Below are 20003 nucleotides of genomic sequence, written 5' to 3'. Positions count from 1 at the left end.
GGCCCAACACCAGGCTGCTTGTGCTTACCGGTCTGCGTCTCCAAAACATTGCTCTGATCGAAGAGCTGCAGCTGGAGTTTGGTCAGGGCTTTACGGTGCTCACCGGTGAGACCGGAGCCGGTAAGTCCATTCTTTTGGATGCCCTCGACGCCCTCTTGGGGGGGCAGGGGCCGCGGCTCTTGCGCCAAGGCAGTCATCAAGGGGTGATTGAGGCCAGCTTTTCCCTCAGCCCTCCTTTGAAGGAGTGGTTGAGCGAGCAGGAGTTGGAGTGCGACGAGGAGGAGGTGCTGCTGAGCCGCGAATGGCGCCAGAAGGAGGATCGACTGACGAGCCGCCATCGACTCAATGGCGTTGCGGTCAACCGTCAGCAGATCCAATCGCTCCGGCCTTTGCTCTTGGATCTCACGGTTCAGGGGCAAACCCAGCAGCTGGCCCGTCCAGGTCAACAGCGGCGCTGGTTGGATCGCTTTGGCGCTGCTGAACTGCAGCAACATCTTCCCCCCGTTCAAGAGAGTTATCGCTCTTGGCGGCAAGCGTCCGCGGCCCTCGAGCAGGCCAAGGCCGACTGGCTCACGCTGCAGGCCGACTTGGAGCGGCAGCAGCAACTGCTGGATGACCTGGAGGCGGCCCAGCTGGAGGACCCAGCGGAGCGCAGCCGTCTGGAAAACGAAGAGAACCGGCTTGCCCATGGGGTGCGTCTCCAGGAAGGGGTGATGACCCTGATGGGACGGCTCGTGGATGGCGCAGAGGAAGCCCCATCTGTTTTGGACCACTTGGCTGCTTGCGAGGCGGAGTTGTCCCAGATGCAGCAGCTCGATGGCAGCGTCTCGGAGCTGAACTCTCGCTTTGGCGACGGTTTCGCGGAGCTCCAGGACTTCATTCGTGAGCTCGATCGCTATGGCTCGGGCCTGGAGAGCGATCCAGACAGCCTGGGGCAGCTGCAAGAAAGGATCGCCTTGCTGAAGGCGCTGGAGAGGCGTCATAGCAAGGAGCTCTCTGAGCTGATTGTTTGGCGTGATCAGCTGCGCGAACAACTGGTGCCTGGCGGTGCTCAAGCCAGCCTGGAGGCCTTGGAGCAGAGCGAGCTCCAGACCCGCCAGCGCCGGGATCGCTGCAATGGCCAACTCACCCAGGCCCGTCGCCTTGCCGCTGCGGCTCTGGAGCAGGACCTGATGCAGGCCCTGCGGCCCATGGGTCTGGCCAATGTGCGTTTTGAGGTGGCGATTGAGCCCATGGATCCGGGGGAAGAGGGGGCAGATGCCGTGCAGTTCCTGTTCTCCGCGAACCCGGGACAGCCGCTCGCTCCCCTTGCTGAGGTGGCCTCGGGCGGTGAGATGTCCCGTTTCCTTTTGGCGTTGAAAACCTGTTTGGCCACGGCGGATCAGCACGTCACCCTGCTGTTCGACGAAATCGACACCGGCGTCAGTGGCCGCGTCACTGGTGCCATGGCGGAGTTGCTGCAGCGCCTGGCTCAGCAGCGACAGGTCTTTTGCGTGACTCACCAGCCCTTGGTGGCCGCCGCCGCTGACCACCACTTTCGGGTCGCGAAGGAGGTGCGGGACGGCGCAACCCACACACGAGTGTCCCAACTGCGGGACACTCAGGCCCGCCAGGCGGAGCTGGCGGAATTGGCGGGTGGCGATTTCGGCGAGACCAGGAGCTACGCGGCCAGCCTGCTCAAACGCGCTGCCTAGACTCCACCACTCTTAGAGCCGCCTGGATGCCCCGCGCCCTCGCCAAAAGCGTGAACGAGAAGGCTGCGTTTCAGGCCCTCAACGGCGGCTCTTTGGAGGATGTGATCCGGGTGCGGGGCGCCCGCCAACACAACCTCAAGAACGTCGACGTCACGGTTCCCCGCAACCAGCTGGTGGTCTTCACCGGGGTCAGCGGCAGCGGTAAGAGCTCCCTGGCCTTCGACACGATTTTTGCGGAAGGCCAGCGCCGCTACGTCGAGAGTCTTTCTGCATACGCCCGGCAGTTCCTCGGCCAAGTCGATAAGCCCGATGTGGATGCGATCGAGGGCCTTTCGCCCGCGATCTCGATTGACCAGAAATCCACGAGCCATAACCCCCGTTCCACGGTGGGAACGGTCACGGAGATCCAGGACTATCTGCGTCTCTTGTTTGGTCGAGCCGGCGAGCCCCACTGCCCTGAGTGCGATCGCTCGATTCGGCCCCAGTCCATCGACGAGATGGTGGACCAGATCCTCACCCTGCCGGAGGGGACCCGTTACCAGCTCCTCGCCCCTGTGGTTCGCGGCAAGAAGGGCACCCACGTCAAGTTGCTGTCCGGCTTGGTGGCCGAGGGCTTTGCCCGGGTTCGGATCAATGGCGAGGTGCGTGAACTCGCCGACAATATTGAGCTCGACAAGAACCACTCCCACAACATCGAGGTGGTGGTGGATCGCCTGGTGGCCCGTGAGGGCATTCAGGAGCGCCTGACCGATTCCCTGCGTACGGCGCTCAAGCGCGGTGATGGTTTGGCCCTCGTCGAAGTGGTGCCCAAGTCAGGCGAGGAGTTGCCGCCGGAGGTCGAGAAGGAGCGCCTCTATTCCGAGAACTTCGCCTGCCCCGTCCACGGCGCGGTGATGGAGGAGCTCTCGCCGCGACTCTTCTCCTTCAACAGTCCCTATGGCGCCTGCGCGGATTGCCATGGCATTGGCCATCTGCGCCAATTCACCAAAGAGCGGGTCATTCCTGATCCTTCCTTGCCGGTGTATGCGGCTGTCGCTCCCTGGGCTGAAAAGGACAACTCCTATTACTTCTCCCTGCTCTATTCGGTGGGAGAAGCCTTTGGCTTTGAGATCAAGACGCCTTGGCATGAGCTGACGGCGGAGCAGCAGGACCTCCTGCTGCATGGCTCAAGGGAACCGATCCCCATCCACGCCGACAGCCGCTACAAGAAAAACCAGACCTATCTGCGGCCGTTCGAAGGAATCCTGCCGATCCTCGAGCGCCAGCTGCGCGACGCCAGCGGTGAGTCCATTCGCCAGAAGCTTGAAAAATATCTGGAGTTGGTGCCTTGCGCCAGCTGCCATGGTTTCCGCCTGAAGCCCGAAGCCCTGGCTGTGCGGGTGGGCCCCTACCGGATCCACGAGCTGACCAACAGCAGTGTTGGCGAGAGCCTGCGCCGGATCGAAGAGCTGATGGGCATCGATGGCCCTGCCTTGCTCAATGCTCGTCAAATCCAAATTGGTGATCTGGTGCTGCGTGAGATCCGCATGCGCCTGAAGTTCCTGCTGGACGTGGGCCTGGATTACTTGAGCCTGGATCGCCCAGCGATGACCCTCTCGGGTGGTGAGGCTCAGCGGATCCGTCTCGCCACCCAGATCGGTGCGGGTCTGACGGGGGTGCTCTACGTGCTCGACGAGCCGAGCATCGGTTTGCACCAGCGCGACAACGACCGGCTGCTGAACACCCTCGTGAAGCTCAGGGATCTGGGCAACACCTTGATCGTGGTGGAGCACGACGAGGACACGATTCGCGCCGCCGACTACATCGTCGATATTGGCCCTGGTGCCGGGGTCCATGGCGGCAAGATCGTCGCCGAGGGCGACTTCGAGACGCTGTTGGCGGCCGAGGAGTCGTTGACCGGTGCCTATCTGAGTGGCCGCAGGGCCATTCCCACTCCTGCTGAACGCCGTGCCAACGGTTCCCGCAAGCTCACGCTCGTGGGTTGCGCGCGCAACAACCTCAGCGGCTTCGACGTGGAGTTCCCCTTGGGCCGCTTGGTCTGTGTGACCGGGGTGAGTGGTAGCGGTAAGAGCACCATGGTCAACGAGCTCCTGCACCCTGCGCTGGAGCACAAGCTGGGGATGAAAGTCCCTTTCCCGGCTGGGGTTGAGGACCTTAAAGGCATCAAGGCGATCGACAAGGTGATCGTGATCGACCAATCGCCGATCGGCCGGACGCCTCGCTCCAACCCAGCGACCTACACCGGCGCCTTTGATCCAATCCGTCAGGTCTTTGCGGCCACGGTAGAGGCCAAGGCCCGCGGTTACGCGGTCGGACAGTTCAGCTTCAACGTCAAGGGTGGTCGCTGCGAAGCCTGCAGCGGCCAGGGCGTGAATGTCATTGAGATGAACTTCCTGCCCGACGTCTACGTCCAGTGCGACGTCTGCAAGGGCGCTCGCTACAACCGCGAGACGTTGCAGGTCAAATACAAGGGCCACACCATCGCCGATGTGCTGCAGATGACGGTGGAGCAGGCCTGCGAGGTGTTTTCAGCGATTCCTCAGGCCGCCGACCGGCTGCGCACCTTGGTGGATGTGGGCTTGGGTTACGTCAAGCTCGGCCAACCCGCGCCAACCCTCTCCGGTGGTGAGGCCCAGCGGGTCAAGCTTGCCACCGAACTGTCCAAACGGGCCACCGGCAAGACCCTCTATCTAATCGATGAGCCCACAACCGGCCTGAGCTTCTACGACGTCCACAAGTTGATGGATGTGATGCAGCGGCTTGTGGATAAGGGGAATTCGATCTTGGTGATCGAGCACAACCTCGACGTGATTCGCTGTTCTGACTGGATTATTGATCTTGGTCCCGAGGGTGGTGACAAGGGTGGCGAGATCGTCGTGATGGGAACGCCGGAGGAGGTTGCGGAGCATCCCGTCTCCCATACGGGCCGCTATCTCAAGCAGGTGCTGAAGCAGCATCCATCAAGTCTGAACCTGCAAAAGACGGTAGGCAACTAGTCATGTCTTCAGATTTATTTTCCAGATCAGTTTCCGATCTAATCTCTCTCGAGGGCAGGGTTGCTTTGGTGACCGGCGGTGCTGGTAAAATTGGCAGTGTTATATCTTCAGCATTATCCGAGCTTGGCGCCAGAATCGTTCTAGTTGATATAAACGCTGACAACCTGCTAAGCGTCAAAAAATCATTAGAAGAAAAATTTAATCGGCCTGTTTTAACCGTAGATTTCGACCTCGAGAAACGCGATGATTTCAAATATATCTCTAACCTTATTGAAGAAGAAACCGGTAGACTTGATGTTCTTGTCAATAATGCTGCGTTCGTTGGAACTTCGAATTTGTCAGGTTGGTCAGTGCCTTTCCCGCAGCAAACCCTAAACGCTTGGCAACGTGCAATGGATGTTAACCTCAGGGCTCCATTCGCGCTGACTCAAGCTTGCTTAAAGCTCTTACACTCTAACAACTCAAGCGTTATTAATATCTCATCTATTTACGGCATATGTGGACCTGATCTATCCTTATATGAAGATACAAGCATGAATAACCCAGCCGCATATGCAGCTAGCAAAGGAGGCTTATTGCAACTTACAAGATGGATGTCTACCACTCTTGCCCCAACAATCCGCGTTAATGCAATCTCGCCAGGGGGGATATATCGAAATCAACCATCATCTTTTGTAAATAGATATATTGAAAAGACTCCTATGAAGAGAATGGGTAAAGAAGAAGATCTCATTGGAGCAATTGTTTACTTGGCTACAGATATGTCAGGATGGGTCACAGGTCAAAATATCATTGTTGATGGAGGCTGGAGCACCTGGTGATACAAGGTCCTATTGTGAAGACCCATTTGAGAACCGTTAAGGTCGGAATTATTGACTACGGTGCTGGCAACCTGCGCTCTGTTGTATCAGCTTTAAGATATTTAGGAGCAAACACCATAATCGTGTCAGATCCAGAACAAATGTGTGGCTGTTCTCACTATGTGTTGCCTGGTGTTGGATCTTTTAAGTTGTCTATGCAATCAATTCGGCAAAAAAGCATTGATCTAGCTATTTATCAAAAGGTTTCAGATGGTATTCCGATTTTAGGAATTTGCTTGGGGATGCAGCTCCTAGCAGATAGTGGAGATGAAGATGGTCATAGTAAAGGTCTTGGTCTGATTCCAGGAACTGTTAATCGCTTTAAGGATGATCTAATTAACCACGGCTACAAAATACCACATATTGGTTTTAACCATGTTTCCCCAAGTGTAAGCTCTAAATTATTTGGCGGATTTGTTTCTTCAGGGAATAACCCTCATGACTTTTACTTCATCCACAGCTATCATTTTAACTGCCTCGATGAATCACATATAATTGGAACGACTTCATATGGTTATCACTTTACTTCAGCTGTTGAACATGGATGCGTCCTGGGAACCCAGTTTCATCCTGAAAAAAGTCAGTCTAATGGTCTTGCTGTCCTTAAAAACTTTCTCACCCAGTACTAATGGCAAGAAAACGACTAGTCTTCACGCTTCTCTATCAAGAAGGATACTTTTGGTTGAGTCGGAATTTTCGCCTCCAGCGGGTAGGAGACACTTCTTGGTTGCGTTCTAACTATAACTTCGAGTATGTCGCACAGTCTCTTGACGAACTGATAATCCTAAATGTAGATCGCAGCGTCGCAAATACACTAAACTTTATTGCCGCCGTAGAAGAAGTAAGCCTTAACTGTTTCATACCTCTTGGCCTTGGAGGTCACATAAAGTCCCTTCAAGATGCCGAGGTACTAATTAGCAACGGAGCAGACAAGCTAATTATCAATTCGTCCATATATAGAAATCCAACACTAATCAAGAATTTGGTTTCAAAATACGGAAGCCAGGCTGTTGTCGCATCAATTGACTTCAAGTCAGTTGACGGTACATGGAAAGCCTTTGTCGATCAAGGGGCGACAGAAGTTGACATGCCGATAGTTGAATATTTGCAGCACGTGATTTCACTTGGTGTTGGAGAATTGTATCTTAATTCTATTGACCTTGATGGAACAGGGCAAGGATATTGTCTAGATATTATTCAAACTGTTAGCAAGATTTCTAGCATTCCTGTCATCATAGCCGGAGGGGCTGGCAATAAGAACCATTTTCTTAATGCTCTGGAGTCACAATCTATAGACGGTGCTTCAACCGCGAATCTATTCAACTTCATTGGAGAAGCTCTCCCTGAGGCAAGAAAACATCTCATTGCCAAAGGCATTAATCTCAGCAATTGGGCCAAAACACCTTCCAATCTCTGATTCGAACTGGATTGTAAAGCAGAATGGTCGCGTCATTCACTGGGCTCAACATCGCAGTAGCAGGTACAGGATCTATTGGTAAGCGCCATATCTCTGAAATAGAAAAGCTGACGAGTCGTGTCAATTGGACATTTGTGCGTGAGAATAAAACTCATGATCAATTCTCACTAGAAAAACAAGCGTCCCTTGTTTCGTCTGTCCGTCAAGCACTGATTACAAAACCTCATTTTCTGATCATCTCTAATCCATCCTTTCTTCATGCTGAGATTATTCAACAGGCCTTGCAAGCATCCATTCCTTTCTATGTAGAAAAGCCTGTTGCTATTAATCACGAGCAGATCTCGGCTCTATCTAATGCAATCAAAGTTTTCCACCCGCTTCCTTGTACGCAGGTTGGATGTAACCTAAGGTTTCTCCCATCTATTAGGAGATTTAAGGAAGTCATAGACGAAGGCTTGATTGGTCATATTGCTAGGGCTTCTTTTGAAGTTGGACAATGGCTACCTGACTGGCGTCCTGCGACTAATTATATAGACAGCTACAGCGCGAACCCAGACCAAGGAGGTGGAGTTTTACTAGACCTCATTCATGAAATTGATATTGCTAGATGGATTTTTGGTACGATGAAACCGATCTCATGCATCAAATCTTACGTGCCCAGCCTTGAGATCCTTTCTGAATCCGTCGCATCAGCTACGCTAACAACCCCAAATAATGCAATTGTCAATATTAACTTAGACTATATTGCGAGAAAACCTGTTCGTCGCTATCAAGTGGTTGGGGATAAAGGAACTATTGTTTGGGATCTCTCACTCAAAGAGCTTACACTTCAAACGGTCACTAACAGATATGTACTGTCATGCGGACCCAACGATTTTGATATATTGGGTACGTACCGGACAGCCTGGACAACCTTTCTCGATTCCTTGTGTAATGACTTAGTGTGTGTTCAGCCGCTGACTGAAGGTCTAGAAACAAGCGCTCTAGCGATCCAGCTAAAGGAGATGGCATGTCAGATCTAACCATTGCGACAATTTGTGCTCGCGGAGGTTCAAAGGGCGTCCCAGGAAAAAATATTCGTGAGATTCACGGAAAACCGCTTATTTGCTGGACTATTGAACAAGCATTGTCTCATCCAGCGATTGACGAGGTCTATGTTTCTACTGACTGCGACTCGATTGCAGATATTGCAAAAAGTTCAGGGGCACGTGTTCCTTTTATCCGACCTCAAAGTTTGGCCACGGATGACGCCGCTAAACTTCCAGTAGTACGCCACCTTGTCGACTGGGTTATAAATAATGATGGATTAGTTGATCGGATCGTAGATCTTGACCCGACTTCACCTCTTAGGAACGCTAGTGATATTAGTGATTGCTTGAACTTACTTGATCAGGGTGCGCCTGCCGTGATAACGGCCTATAAATCAGATAAGAATCCTTACTTCAATATGGTCGAGAAGAAAAGTGATAAATCTGTTTGTCTTTCAAAGACTTTATCCTCTTCTGACTCACCTGTTTCTCGTCAGCAAGCTCCCCCTGTTTATGCGATGAATGCATCTATCTATTGCTGGACGCTGAAGTCCTTGGCCAAAGGTATTTGGCAGGATGGTCTTCGACTTCACGAAATGCCTAGAGAGCGTTCCATAGACATTGACGATATCATCGACTTCCGCCTCGTCGAGCTTATGATGTCAGAGAGGATCAGTGGTTGAATGACCGTAGCTCTCGTAACAGGTGCTGATGGATTTATAGGATCTCATCTTACCGAGACACTGCTCAATTCTGGCTATAGCGTAAGAGCTTTTTGTCAATACAACTCCATTGGTAGTTGGGGTTGGCTTGATTCACTCCCAGACTCGACTAAGGAAGACATCGATGTAGTGCTAGGTGATATTCGTGATCCTATTTGCGTACGCGAAGCCATGCGTGGCTGTGACCAGGTATTTCATCTGGCAGCACTTATCGCTATCCCGTACAGTTATGTTGCCCCCTCTAGTTATGTAGATACAAATATCCATGGAACTTTGAACGTTGTACAAGCAGCTCGAGATCTTGGCGTTCAGAGAGTTGTGCATACATCTACCTCTGAAACCTATGGGACTGCTCAGTTTGTACCCATCACGGAGGATCATCCGCTTGTTGGTCAGTCACCTTACGCTGCTACCAAAATAGGTGCAGATCAAATAGCTTTGAGTTACTGGAGAAGCTTCGAAACTCCCATCACGGTATTGCGCCCATTCAATACCTACGGTCCACGCCAAAGTGCTAGGGCTATTATCCCTACAGTAATTACTCAAATCGCTTCTGGTCGCAGTGCGATCTCACTTGGCGCGCTTACTCCAACGCGAGACTTCAACTTTGTTTTGGATACAGCGGCAGCTTTTCTTTCAGTTTCTCAATGTGACTCGGCTCTTGGTCAGGTCGTGAATGCAGCCAGCAACTTTGAGATTTCAATCGGATCTACTGTCCAGCTTATTGCTGAGGTGATGGGTAGGGAAGTCGAAATCATGACAGATCAAGACCGTCTTCGGCCGACAAAGTCAGAAGTTAATCGCCTTTACGGTGATAACACGCGTCTCAAACAACTGACGGATTGGCAGCCTCGCTATGCAGGGATTGAAGGATTTAGGCGAGGCTTGAAAGAGACGGTGGATTGGTTCCTAGACCCTCATAACTTGGCTATGTATAGACCAGGAATATATTCAGTATGACTCAAACCTCGGACATATTGGCTGTATTGCGGGATGTTTGTGGACAGAGTTCTAAGTCATATCCTATTGCACTTCACGAGCCAGATTTTAGGGGTACCAATGCATGGCAGTACGTAAAGGACTGTCTGGATACTGGGTGGGTAAGTACAGCAGGGCAGTGGGTCAGTCAGTTTGAACAGTCTTTATGTCGCTTCACTGGAGCCAAACAAGCAATAGCTGTGAGCAATGGCACCGTTGCTCTACGTCTAAGTCTCCACGTTGCGGGAGTTCGTCCTGGGGATGAAGTTCTTTTGCCGCCTTTGAGTTTTATTGCCACTGCTAATGCAGTTACACATCTGGGTGCAGTACCTCACTTCGTTGATATTGATGCTTGTTCTTTGGCAATGAGCCCTAGCTCTTTGGCAGAACGTCTAGACGTAATTGGTGAGCGACGTGACGGTCAGATCTACAATCGCGAATCAGGACGCAAGTTGTCTGCAGTACTCCCAGTTCATGTCTTTGGTCGGCCAGCCCTAATCAATGAGCTACAAGCTGTGTCCAATGAATGGGGTTTGCCGTTAATTGAAGATGCCGCAGAAGCGCTCGGAAGTTGGGTTGCTGACGAGCACTGCGGTTTAATTGGATCTTTAGGAATCCTTAGCTTCAATGGAAATAAGATAATTACCACTGGAGGGGGTGGTGCAGTTATCACCAATAATGTCGAACTCGCCAATCGCGCACGGCATCTATCCACAACAGCAAAGATTCCACACCCCTGGGATTTCAAGCATGATTTAGTTGGGTGGAATGATCGCTTACCAAATCTCAATGCAGCACTGGGAGTTGCTCAGATCGAGGATCTTGATCGTCGCCTTCTGCGAAAAAAGAAACTCTTTGATAAATACGTAAACCGCTTTGCTTCTATTTCGGGGGTAGAGATCCTTTCAGAGCAGCCGGGATCTACCAGCAATCACTGGCTTGTTTCCTTGAGACTTCTTGCTGATGATCCTAGTGAAGCTGCAGCAGCTCGTCTAAATATTATTGAGTCTGCTCATGCTGAGGGTATTATGTTGCGTCCTGTTTGGCAACTACTAAATCAACAGCCTATGTATTCTGACTCTCCACACGGACCTCTCCCAATCGCTGAAGATCAAGTTTGTCGGCTCTTGAATTTACCGAGTAGTCCACAGTTGTTGGAGAGTCTGGCAAAATGACTTCTTTGCTCCTTATCGGGTGTGGCGGGCACGCACGTTCATTGATCGATATCATTGAGGAGGAGGGACATTGGAAGATTGAAGGTCTGGTTGGTCTTCCTGAGCAGGTAGGGACAAAAGTGCTTGGGTACACTGTTATATCTTCTGACTCTGATCTTCCGCAGCTTTCATTGACTTGTAAAGCCGCAGTTCTGGCGGTTGGGCAGCTTCCAGATGCTCGTTTGCGTATTCGTCTGGCTTCATTACTGGATCGACTTGGTTTTGAAATACCTTTTGTCGTTTCCCCACACGCTGTTGTTAGTCGACACGCGATATTACGAAGAGGTACGACGGTCGGCCATGGTTCGGTTGTCAATGCGGGTGCTGTAATCGGCTCACACTGCACCCTCAATACTAGATGCCTCATAGAGCATGACGTCCAAATTGGTGATCATTGCCATGTCAGCACCGGAGCCGTTATCAATGGAGGCGTTAAGCTAGGCCCAGAATGTTTTATTGGCAGCGGCAGTGTCCTTAGGGAGGGACTAGAGCTGCCAGCACGTACTGTAATTAGTGCCGGCAAACGGGTGATGGGATGGCCACTTTTGTAATCGCGGAGGCTGGTGTCAACCACAACGGTGACTTCGCTATGGCTAAGCAGTTGGTCAGGGCCGCTGCAGATGCAGGCGCCGATGCAGTCAAATTCCAGACATTCACCTCTTCTTCGCTTGTCACTACCAATGCACCCAAGGCTGACTACCAGACTCTAAATGATGGCGCTGGCAGCCAACTTCAGATGCTTAATAATCTCGAACTAAGCGCTGAGCAACATTTCGAGTTGGCTGATTACTGTCGAGATATAGGTATTTCTTTCCTATCCACTGCATTTGGTGTCCCAGAACTACAGATGCTCCTTCAGGTTGGGATTAATGCGATAAAGGTTCCATCTGGAGAGATAACTCACCTCCCATTGCTTCAGGCGATGGCTCAAGCGGCACTCACTCATAACCTACCTGTTTACCTTTCTACAGGCATGAGTCGCCTAGGTGAGGTAGAAGCAGCCCTTCAAGTCTTTCTTGATGCTGGACTCTCGAGAGATAGGGTCACTCTTCTTCACTGTCTTAGTGCATACCCAGCTCCCGAGGACGAGGTCAATCTTTCTGCTCTCACTTCTATGCATTTAGCCTTTGGCTGTCCTGTTGGTTACTCAGACCACACCACGGGCATAGTGGCTCCAGTAGCAGCAGTTGCTTTAGGTGCTGTCGTTCTTGAAAAGCATCTAACACTGGATACTTCTTTGCCAGGCCCCGACCATAAAGCAAGTCTTGAGCCTTCTTCATTTGAACAAATGGTTTTCGCCATACGCAGTTGCGAGAAGATTGTTGGTGATGGCTTCAAGCGTCCACAGCCCTCAGAACTGAATACTCTCAGCGTTGCACGACGTAGTTTGAGGGCTGCGCGTCCAATCTCAAATGGACAACTTCTAACGCCTGATGATTTAATTTGCCAACGTCCCGCAGATGGCCTCAGTCCTATGTCCTACTTTCAGGTAATCGGTAAAATTGCCCGTCGTAATTACGCCGCTGGTGAAGCTATTGATGGCTGAGCATAAATCTCCGATAAAAATCGCAGCATTTACAGGCAGTCGAGCAGAATATGGTCTCTTGAGCTACCTTTTGAAAGAGATAAATGCTGACTCTCGTTTCGAGCTCCAACTGATTGTCAGTGGTAGCCATCTTAGTTCAAGTTTTGGGTTGACAGTTAATGAGATCGAATCAGATGGTCTCAAGCCAACTCATTTTGTACCTCTTGGTCTAGAGCGTATCCCCCGTCCGTCTATGGCCGAGCTCACTTCCATTGCTTTGTCAGGTGTAGCTGCTTGCTTACTCAGTTCCCAACCTGAACTTATCATTATCCTTGGTGACCGTTATGAGGCATTTGCATGTGCAGCTGCAAGCCATCTTACGGGCATACCAATTGTTCATCTGCATGGTGGTGAAACAACAGAAGGTGCCTTGGATGATAACCTTAGGCACGCGATTACTCAATTAAGTACTTGGCACTTTACGGCTGCAGATCTATATGGTAAACGAGTAATATCGATGGGGAAATCCGCTAAAAACGTCTTTACAGTCGGACCTTTAGTCCTGGATGGAATTCTACGCGCCACCGAATTGAACCGTCCCGACTTTGAGCGCCTGACCGGATATCGTTTCGGCGATACAAACTTGCTCGTCACCTATCACCCAGAAACTCTTAGAGAAGATAGAGGGCTTGAGGGGTTTCAAGCGCTCCTCAATGTCTTAGGGCAGCTCGATACACATGTACTCTTTACATATCCGAATGCAGACGATGGTAGTGAGGATCTTTTGAAGCTCTTGCACCATTTTGTCGAAAGACACTCAGATCGAGCATGGTGTATCCCGTCTTTGGGTCATGAGCGATATCTTGCCGCGCTTCATTTGTTTGAAGCCATGGGTGGAAATTCTTCTAGTGGAATTATCGAAGCACCAATTGTCGGTATGCCGGTTTTGAATATCGGTGATCGGCAGCAAGGACGTTTCCGATTTGGACCCAATGTTTTTGATGCTCCTCCTGAAACTGACTCCGTCAGCTCAGCATTGCAACAAGCTCTCTTAGCTGGTCAGCGCGTGGTTTGGCCTCGAAAGTGCCCCGAGCCCGCTTTGACACCCACATCTGCGATCATGGAATGGCTGCGAAACCAGCAGTGGCGATAGGATCATAGTCAGAGTCGAAGCGCCGGCATGGTCTTTTTCCCTTTCCCACAGCCAATCGACAAGACAGCCTTCAGGTCTTCCCATCCAGAAGAAACCTTTTATGGTCTTCCTCCTGAAATCAAGTTCTGCCGTTCCTGCGTTATTAGCAATCAGCGTCCTTCTAGCACTGCTGAGTTTAAGAACGACGGCACAAAACCCAAGCAAGTGATTCACTTTGACGAATCAGGTATCTGCGATGCATGCCGCGTAAAAGAGAAAAAAAATAGTATTGATTGGAAAGCACGAGAACTTGAACTCCGTGAGCTTTGTGATCGTTATCGTCGGACTGATGGTTCTTACGACTGCTTAGTGCCAGGAAGCGGGGGCAAAGACAGTTTCATGCAAGCCCACTTACTAAAGTATAAGTATGGGATGCATCCTTTAACTTGTACCTGGGCCCCTCATATCTATACAGACTGGGGATGGAGAAACCATCAGGCTTGGATTCACGCAGGATTTGATAATATTCTTTTTACTCCTAATGGCAAAGTTCACAGGCTTATTACTCGCCTGGCTGTTGAAAATCTTTTTCACCCTTTTCAACCTTTTATCCTTGGTCAAAAAAACCTTGCACCCAAGATAGCAGCGCTTTACGATATTCCTCTTATTTTCTACGGCGAAAACGAAGCCGAGTACGGCAATCCTCAAGTTGATATGAATTCAGCTGTGCGCAGTTGGGAATACTTTTCCTCATCATCGGAAGATGAGATTTACCTAGGAGGCACTTCGCTTTCTGATCTTAGGGAGTTGGGTTTGCAGCCAGTTGACTGGGAGCCATATATGCCGATTGATCCGCAAAGAATCGCCGATAAAAAAATAGAAGTTCATTATCTGGGCTACTACGAAAAATGGCATCCCCAAAGTGCTTACTATTATTCTATCAAGCATGGAGGCTTTGAGAGTGCTCCAGAACGCACTGCTGGTACGTATAGCACCTATAATTCAATTGATGATCGTATTGATGATTTCCACTATCACACAACATGGATTAAATTCGGCATTGGAAGGTCTACATATGATGCAGCTCAAGAGATTCGCTCGGGTGATATCACCCGAGAAGAAGGTGTAGCTCTAGTCCAAAAATATGATGGAGAATTCCCGGAGCGATGGGCCCAAGAGATCTTTGACTACCTTTCTCTTCCGCCAGATCAGTTCCCCGTCGCATCTAATTCCTTTGAAAGTCCTGAATTCAATCGTAGTTATTACGATCTTCTAGCAGAAAAATTTAGATCTCCACATTTATGGGCTTTCACTAGTGATAACGATTGGAAGCTACGTCGTACGGTTTTTGATGATGTAGCATCTCATCAACAGTTCACCGCGTCCGAATGGATCGGTAATTCCCCGAATTAGTATGGGCTTAACCAAGCGACTAATAGCTCGTCTCGATATCAAAGGTAGTCGTCTCATCAAGGGTGTTCGGTTCGAAGGGCTCCGCGTCGTTGGGGACCCCAGTGAAGCGGCCATTAAGTATTACCAGTCCGGCGCTGACGAGCTTCTATATGTTGACGCCGTCGCGAGCCTCTACGGCCGAAATAGCCTTTTTGATTTGCTTCGCAAAAACTGCGAGCGTGTCTTTATTCCCATAACAGCCGGAGGCGGAGTTCGATCCGTCGCAGATGCCAAGGCCCTTTTGGCATCTGGAGCTGACAAAATTGCGATCAACACAGCAGCTATCCAACGTCCTGAGCTGATCACAGAACTTGCACAAGCGTTTGGCAAGCAGTGTGTCGTCGTATCGGTGCAAGCTCGTCAGAGTTCCAGAGGGTATTGGGAAGCGATGACCGAAGCGGGTAGAGAAAAGTCTGGTTTAGATGTTCTGACTTGGATTCAGAAGGCTCAAGAAGCAGGTGCTGGTGAGATCTTGCTTACTTCCGTTGACAGGGACGGAACCTGCACTTCACCGGATACTGAGTTACTGGATGCAGTGAAAGATTTAGTCACAGTACCCTTAATCTTTGGTGGAGGGATTTCTACTGACGATCAAATCACCTCGATGCTTACTAATCCTTGCGTCTCAGGTGTCAGCGTGGGAGCTGCACTTCACTCAAAATTACTTGACTTTGCCCGTTACAAGGCGAATGACTTCATATCTGAACAGACTAACCTACTAAGCCCTTTATGCAATTCTCCCTTTTCCTCTAGCACTCCTCTTTCTGGAAAAAAAATAGGTATCATCGACTATGGTATGGGTAATACCCATAGCCTGCTAAATGCCTTCCGCTCATTAGGCGCCACTGTAGCTATCTCGAGCGAATCTCATAATCTAGATTCTTGTGATCTTCTAGCCTTACCTGGTGTTGGTTCATTCCCAGCAGGGATGGCTGCCCTAGATCGGCTCTGCCTTACCCCATTCCTCAATGAGTGGGTCTCTCAAGGAAAGGCCCTGCTCGGCATCTGTCTTGGTATGCAGATGCTCTTCTCACAAAGCGACGAATATTCTGTTACTCCAGGCCTTAACTTTATCCCAGGGAATGTATCCTGTCTTCCCTCCAACGATTCCTTCGGCCAAAGAGTTTTGCTGCCGCATGTTGGTTGGAACAAGCTCATACCAGTCGTTCCTTCGTCTTTATCTGAGGCTCAGCATATCTACCAATATTTTGTCCATAGCTATGCCGCCATCAATATCTCTCCTGAGTATGTGAACTGTGTCTCCCGTTACGGAGGAAAAACCTTTGCTGCGTCTGTTCGCTATCGCAACATCATTGGGTTCCAGTTTCACCCCGAGCGTAGTGGTCCAAAAGGACTTGAAATTCTTGCGCAGGCCGTTCTATCTGTTATCCCATCATGAAGAACACTCTTGTAAAAGACTGGCTCAACACAACCGTTAAATCTGGAAGCACCCTCACTGACGCTTTGAGGGTTATGAGTGATGCCGGCTATCAGCTTGCCCTTGTTGTCGATGATTCTTGCAAGCTTCTTGGAATGATTGCAGATAGCGACATTAGAAAAGCACTGTTGAATGGTCTTTCTCTTGAACAGGAGGTTGATTCTGTTATGAATCCTGTTCCGATAGTTGTTTCTCCCTGTATGGGAGAGTCTGAAGCTCATAATCTTATGCGTATCAATCACTTCTTCCACTTACCTGTCGTAAACCATGCAGGTCAGTTGATAGGTCTACACGTCGCTGAGCACCTTCTTAGTACGCCAGAACGAGTTGAAACCGTTGTAATCATGGCTGGCGGTCGTGGTCAAAGACTTATGCCCCTTACGGCCGAAATACCTAAGCCCATGCTTCCCGTAAAGGGCAAGCCCATGCTTGAACACCTTATTGAGAAGTTGTCCGGTGAAGGCTTCCAGAATATCGTGATCTCTGTCAACTATCTATCAGCAGTAATCCTTGACCATTTTGGTGACGGTTCTCGTTTTGGTGCTCATATCTCCTATTTGCATGAATCAGCACCCCTTGGCACTGCCGGCTCTCTGTCCCTCCTTGATCCTTCACTACTGACCCAGCATCTTCTTGTTGTCAATTGCGACGTACTGACTGACGTCTGCTTTGCTGACATGATTGACCAGTGTATTCGTGACTCTGCTGATGCCCTAATGGCTGTGAGACCGCAAGAGTGGCAAAATCCGTTTGGTGTGGTGCGCAGTATAGGAACCCAATTCACCGGCCTTGAAGAGAAGCCTATCGTTAGGGCTCAGGTTAATGCTGGTATCTATGTTGCAACACCCCGTCTTCTTTCATTACTCCAGCCGGGATGTTCTTGCGACATGACAGAACTGTTCCTGCGTGGCCTCGACCAGCAGATGAACCTGCATGTCTTTCCGCTACATGAGCTGTGGCTTGATGTGGGCAGGCATTCCGATTATGAGACTGCACAGGAGGTTTAGGTTGGTTGGCTTCTGTAGCTTCCCGTTGCAGGATTTAATCATCTAGCTTTCCTCGCTGATGAGTTCTATGACCTCTGTAACTTCGTTGGCTGATTCTTTTTTGTCGATGACCTCTTTGGTCGTGGCATCTGGTTGACAGAGTCGGAGTGTCTGTCCGTTCGTTATAACTAACGAAAATACCTTTGAGTCTTGACTGATCGCACCTATCACGCGATCATCTCTGGAGGTAAATGTTATTCCAGTCCTTCCTATTCCACCTCTTTGGATAGGTCGTAAATTTTTTATCTCGACTTTGCTAACCGTTCCGTATCGAGTCGCAAGCCATATGTAGCCGTTGCTGTCTACAGACTGCGATCCAATTGCCTCTTCTCCGGGTAGCAACCGGACAATTGATACTCCCTGTGCATTGCGACCCATCAACGGCACGTTCCCGTCGTTCATTTGCAGGCGCAAACAACGTCCTGTGCTTGTAAAAACTAGCAAATCTTTACCGTCCTGGCAAACAACAACCTGCTTGAGGTTGACCCCTTCCTTGAGTTTCAGAACGGAGGTGGCCCGCCCCGACAGATCCTGGAACTCAGCGAGGGGAAGGCGCTTGAAGCGACCGTCACTGCTGAGGAGGCCAACGCTCCTTCCTTCAGCCTCTTTTGGCAGCGGCAACAGCTGAACGACACGCTCACCACTCATGCCCTCGGGTAGGAACTTTTCCAGGGTTCCCGGGTTTTGCCCGGCAAACTCCCAGCGCAGTACGGCCACACGGCCTGCGTCCGTGAAGGCCAACAGGGCAGGACGGCTGCTGATCGGCAGGATCAGGCGGGCGGGTGAGGGGTTGTCGCCCAGGGGTGCTGGCTCATCCAGGTGAAGCCGCCCCAGCAGTTGGGGGCCCACAACCTTCACTTGTCCATCGGCTTGGATCACCAAGCGACCGTCGTTCGGGAGACCCTCGAAGGCCCGTTGCCGCAACAGCTCCGTGTTGGGCCGTTGGGCCGCGGTGCGCTGGGCCACCAGCTCATCGCCGCCCTCCACAAGCCGTGTACGCCTGGGCGTGGCAAAGCGCTTCTTCAGCGCTTTGAACTCGGAGACCATCGCGTCCAGCAGCGCTGGCCGTTCATCCAGCAGGTGACGCAGGCGGGCCCGCTCCTGGCGGAGGTCGTCCGCTTCCTTGCGCAGGCTTTCTTGCTCAAGCCCGGTCAGCCGGCGTAGGGGCATCGCCAAGACGGCATCGGCTTGGCGTTCATTGATGTCGAGGTGCACCTGCAGGCTGGCCTTAGCGCTGGAGGCATCGGGGGCCGCGGTGATCATTGCGATCACCCGTTGAAGGGCATTGAGGGCGGTGATCAGGCCTTCGACCACTTCGAGGCGATCTTCCGCACGCTTGAGGGCGTGCTTCGTCCGGCGAATGATCGTTAGCTCCCGGTAGTCCAGGAACTCCTGGAGGAGCTGGCGCAGGCTCAGTTGGATTGGCTTGCCGTGGACCAGGGCTAGCAGGATCGCGCCGTAATTGCTCTGGAGCGCCGTACGCCGCTGCAGGTCCGCTAAGACCTTCTCCGGGTTGGCGTCCCGGCGTAGCTCGACGACGACCCGCATGCCTTCGCGGTCGGATTCGTCGCGAATGTCGGCGATGCCATTGATCTTGCCGTCGTTGACCTGCTCAGCCAGCTTCTCGATCCAGCCGGCTTTGCTCAACTGATATGGCAGCTCTGTGATCACGACGGCTCCGCGCTTGTGGCGCCCCTTGCCCGGCTGAATCTCCTCGATGTGGGCGACGCCCCGCATCGGGATGCTGCCGCGGCCGTAGAGATAGGTGTCCCGCAGGCCGCTGCCGGTGAGCACTTCACCGCCGGTGGGGAAGTCCGGGCCTGGCACGAGCTCCAGGAGCTTCTCGTCGCTGAGCTCCGTCTTGCGCACTAGGGCGATCAGGGCATCCACCACTTCCCCCAGGTTGTGGGGAGGAATGTTGGTGGCCATCCCGACGGCGATGCCGGTGCAGCCGTTCAATAGCAGGAAGGGCAGCTGGGCCGGGAGCACGGTCGGCTCCTGCTGGGAGCCATCGAAGTTGTTCGCGAAATCGACCGTGTCGCTGCCGATTTCATCGAGCATCGCCTCATTGGCGATCGGTGCCAGACGCGTTTCGGTGTATCGCATGGCCGCCGGTGGATCGTCATCCACCGAGCCAAAGTTGCCGTGACCGTCCAGCAGTGGATTGCGGCTGGCGAAGGTCTGCACCAGGCGGACCAGGGCGTCGTAGACCGCCTGATCGCCGTGGGGGTGGTACTTGCCCAGCACGTCGCCGACGACGCGGGCGCATTTGCGGTAGGGGCGATCTGGGGTCAGCCCCAGCTCATGCATCGCAAATAGGATGCGCCGTTGAACCGGTTTGAGGCCATCGCGGGCATCGGGCAAGGCCCGTCCCACGATCACGCTCATGGCGTATTCCAGGTAGGAGCGCTGCATCTCCTGATGCAGCTCAATCGGCTGGATACGACGCTCGTCGGATGGGTCGGGCAGCGGCTGTTCGGGGCGCGCCTTGGGCATCCGAG

The 20003-nt window shown here is 51.7% G+C and carries 16 protein-coding genes; 15 read left to right on the top strand and 1 reads right to left on the bottom strand.

Annotation, left to right across the window (positions count from 1 at the left end):
- Nucleotides 1-20 precede the first annotated feature (20 nt).
- The 15 genes from recN (at nt 21) to H0O22_RS09800 (ending at nt 17463) form a co-directional block, all read left to right on the top strand.
- On the top strand, nt 21-1694 hold the full coding sequence (gene recN / locus H0O22_RS09870; RefSeq protein WP_185186498.1) for a DNA repair protein RecN: 1674 nt from the start codon (nt 21-23) through the stop codon (nt 1692-1694).
- Nucleotides 1695-1720: 26 nt separating this feature from the next.
- Nucleotides 1721-4690, top strand: a complete 2970-nt coding sequence (uvrA, locus tag H0O22_RS09865; protein WP_185186497.1) for an excinuclease ABC subunit UvrA — start codon at nt 1721-1723, stop codon at nt 4688-4690.
- A gap of 68 nt (nt 4691-4758) precedes the next feature.
- On the top strand, nt 4759-5511 hold the full coding sequence (locus H0O22_RS09860; protein WP_255439269.1) for an SDR family oxidoreductase: 753 nt from the start codon (nt 4759-4761) through the stop codon (nt 5509-5511).
- Nucleotides 5512-5525: 14 nt separating this feature from the next.
- Nucleotides 5526-6179 (top strand): imidazole glycerol phosphate synthase subunit HisH, encoded by a 654-nt coding sequence (gene hisH, locus H0O22_RS09855; RefSeq protein ID WP_185186495.1) that lies wholly within the window; start codon nt 5526-5528, stop codon nt 6177-6179.
- Between the two features lie 98 nt (nt 6180-6277).
- Nucleotides 6278-6967: a HisA/HisF-related TIM barrel protein gene (locus tag H0O22_RS09850; protein ID WP_255439268.1), complete on the top strand. Its 690-nt coding sequence runs from the start codon at nt 6278-6280 to the stop codon at nt 6965-6967.
- A 23-nt stretch (nt 6968-6990) separates the two neighbouring features.
- Nucleotides 6991-7989 carry a Gfo/Idh/MocA family protein gene (locus tag H0O22_RS09845; protein ID WP_185186493.1) on the top strand — a complete coding sequence of 333 codons (999 nt, stop codon included), beginning with the start codon at nt 6991-6993 and terminating at the stop codon, nt 7987-7989.
- Nucleotides 7977-8678, top strand: a complete 702-nt coding sequence (locus H0O22_RS09840; protein WP_185186492.1) for an acylneuraminate cytidylyltransferase family protein — start codon at nt 7977-7979, stop codon at nt 8676-8678. The genes H0O22_RS09845 and H0O22_RS09840 overlap by 13 nt, the downstream gene beginning before the upstream one ends.
- Nucleotides 8679-9677, top strand: a complete 999-nt coding sequence (locus H0O22_RS09835; protein ID WP_185186491.1) for an NAD-dependent 4,6-dehydratase LegB — start codon at nt 8679-8681, stop codon at nt 9675-9677.
- Nucleotides 9674-10870, top strand: coding sequence for a LegC family aminotransferase (locus tag H0O22_RS09830; RefSeq protein WP_185186490.1), 1197 nt, complete (start codon nt 9674-9676; stop codon nt 10868-10870). The genes H0O22_RS09835 and H0O22_RS09830 overlap by 4 nt, the downstream gene beginning before the upstream one ends.
- Entirely contained in the window at nt 10867-11460 is a 594-nt protein-coding gene (locus H0O22_RS09825) for a NeuD/PglB/VioB family sugar acetyltransferase (RefSeq protein ID WP_185186489.1), read from the top strand. Before H0O22_RS09830 ends, H0O22_RS09825 begins: the two co-directional genes overlap by 4 nt.
- Entirely contained in the window at nt 11445-12455 is a 1011-nt protein-coding gene (gene neuB / locus H0O22_RS09820) for an N-acetylneuraminate synthase (RefSeq protein WP_185186488.1), read from the top strand. Before H0O22_RS09825 ends, neuB begins: the two co-directional genes overlap by 16 nt.
- Nucleotides 12436-13587, top strand: a complete 1152-nt coding sequence (neuC, locus tag H0O22_RS09815; protein ID WP_185186487.1) for a UDP-N-acetylglucosamine 2-epimerase — start codon at nt 12436-12438, stop codon at nt 13585-13587. Before neuB ends, neuC begins: the two co-directional genes overlap by 20 nt.
- Before the next feature lie 27 nt (nt 13588-13614).
- Nucleotides 13615-14979: an N-acetyl sugar amidotransferase gene (locus H0O22_RS09810; RefSeq protein ID WP_185186486.1), complete on the top strand. Its 1365-nt coding sequence runs from the start codon at nt 13615-13617 to the stop codon at nt 14977-14979.
- Between the two features lies 1 nt (nt 14980).
- Nucleotides 14981-16417: an imidazole glycerol phosphate synthase subunit HisH gene (gene hisH, locus H0O22_RS09805; RefSeq protein WP_185186485.1), complete on the top strand. Its 1437-nt coding sequence runs from the start codon at nt 14981-14983 to the stop codon at nt 16415-16417.
- A 74-nt stretch (nt 16418-16491) separates the two neighbouring features.
- Complete coding sequence (locus H0O22_RS09800) at nt 16492-17463, top strand: nucleotidyltransferase family protein (RefSeq protein ID WP_255439267.1); 972 nt, start codon at nt 16492-16494, stop codon at nt 17461-17463.
- Nucleotides 17464-17505: 42 nt separating this feature from the next.
- Here the strand turns inward: H0O22_RS09800 and H0O22_RS09795 are convergent, their stop codons facing one another.
- Nucleotides 17506-19998: a DNA topoisomerase (ATP-hydrolyzing) subunit A gene (locus H0O22_RS09795; RefSeq protein ID WP_185186483.1), complete on the bottom strand. Its 2493-nt coding sequence runs from the start codon at nt 19996-19998 to the stop codon at nt 17506-17508.
- Nucleotides 19999-20003: the final 5 nt, after the last annotated feature.

It is taken from the genome of Synechococcus sp. LTW-R (assembly GCF_014217875.1).
In the GTDB taxonomy this organism is placed as follows: domain Bacteria; phylum Cyanobacteriota; class Cyanobacteriia; order PCC-6307; family Cyanobiaceae; genus Vulcanococcus.
Note: the sequence above shows the minus strand (reverse complement) of the source record. Positions and strands in the feature narration are given on the sequence as shown.

Bases quoted from the DNA above. Each gene is read 5' to 3' on its own strand.
- H0O22_RS09800 (WP_255439267.1), top strand. From the start codon at position 16,492: ATGAGTGATGCCGGCTATCAGCTTGCCCTTGTTGTCGATGATTCTTGC.
- H0O22_RS09810 (WP_185186486.1), top strand. From the start codon at position 13,615: ATGGTCTTTTTCCCTTTCCCACAGCCAATCGACAAGACAGCCTTCAGG.
- H0O22_RS09795 (WP_185186483.1), bottom strand. From the start codon at position 19,998: ATGCCCAAGGCGCGCCCCGAACAGCCGCTGCCCGACCCATCCGACGAG.
- H0O22_RS09845 (WP_185186493.1), top strand. From the start codon at position 6,991: ATGGTCGCGTCATTCACTGGGCTCAACATCGCAGTAGCAGGTACAGGA.
- H0O22_RS09830 (WP_185186490.1), top strand. From the start codon at position 9,674: ATGACTCAAACCTCGGACATATTGGCTGTATTGCGGGATGTTTGTGGA.
- neuB (WP_185186488.1), top strand. From the start codon at position 11,445: ATGGCCACTTTTGTAATCGCGGAGGCTGGTGTCAACCACAACGGTGAC.
- H0O22_RS09840 (WP_185186492.1), top strand. From the start codon at position 7,977: ATGTCAGATCTAACCATTGCGACAATTTGTGCTCGCGGAGGTTCAAAG.
- uvrA (WP_185186497.1), top strand. From the start codon at position 1,721: ATGCCCCGCGCCCTCGCCAAAAGCGTGAACGAGAAGGCTGCGTTTCAG.
- H0O22_RS09825 (WP_185186489.1), top strand. From the start codon at position 10,867: ATGACTTCTTTGCTCCTTATCGGGTGTGGCGGGCACGCACGTTCATTG.
- hisH (WP_185186485.1), top strand. From the start codon at position 14,981: ATGGGCTTAACCAAGCGACTAATAGCTCGTCTCGATATCAAAGGTAGT.
- H0O22_RS09835 (WP_185186491.1), top strand. From the start codon at position 8,679: ATGACCGTAGCTCTCGTAACAGGTGCTGATGGATTTATAGGATCTCAT.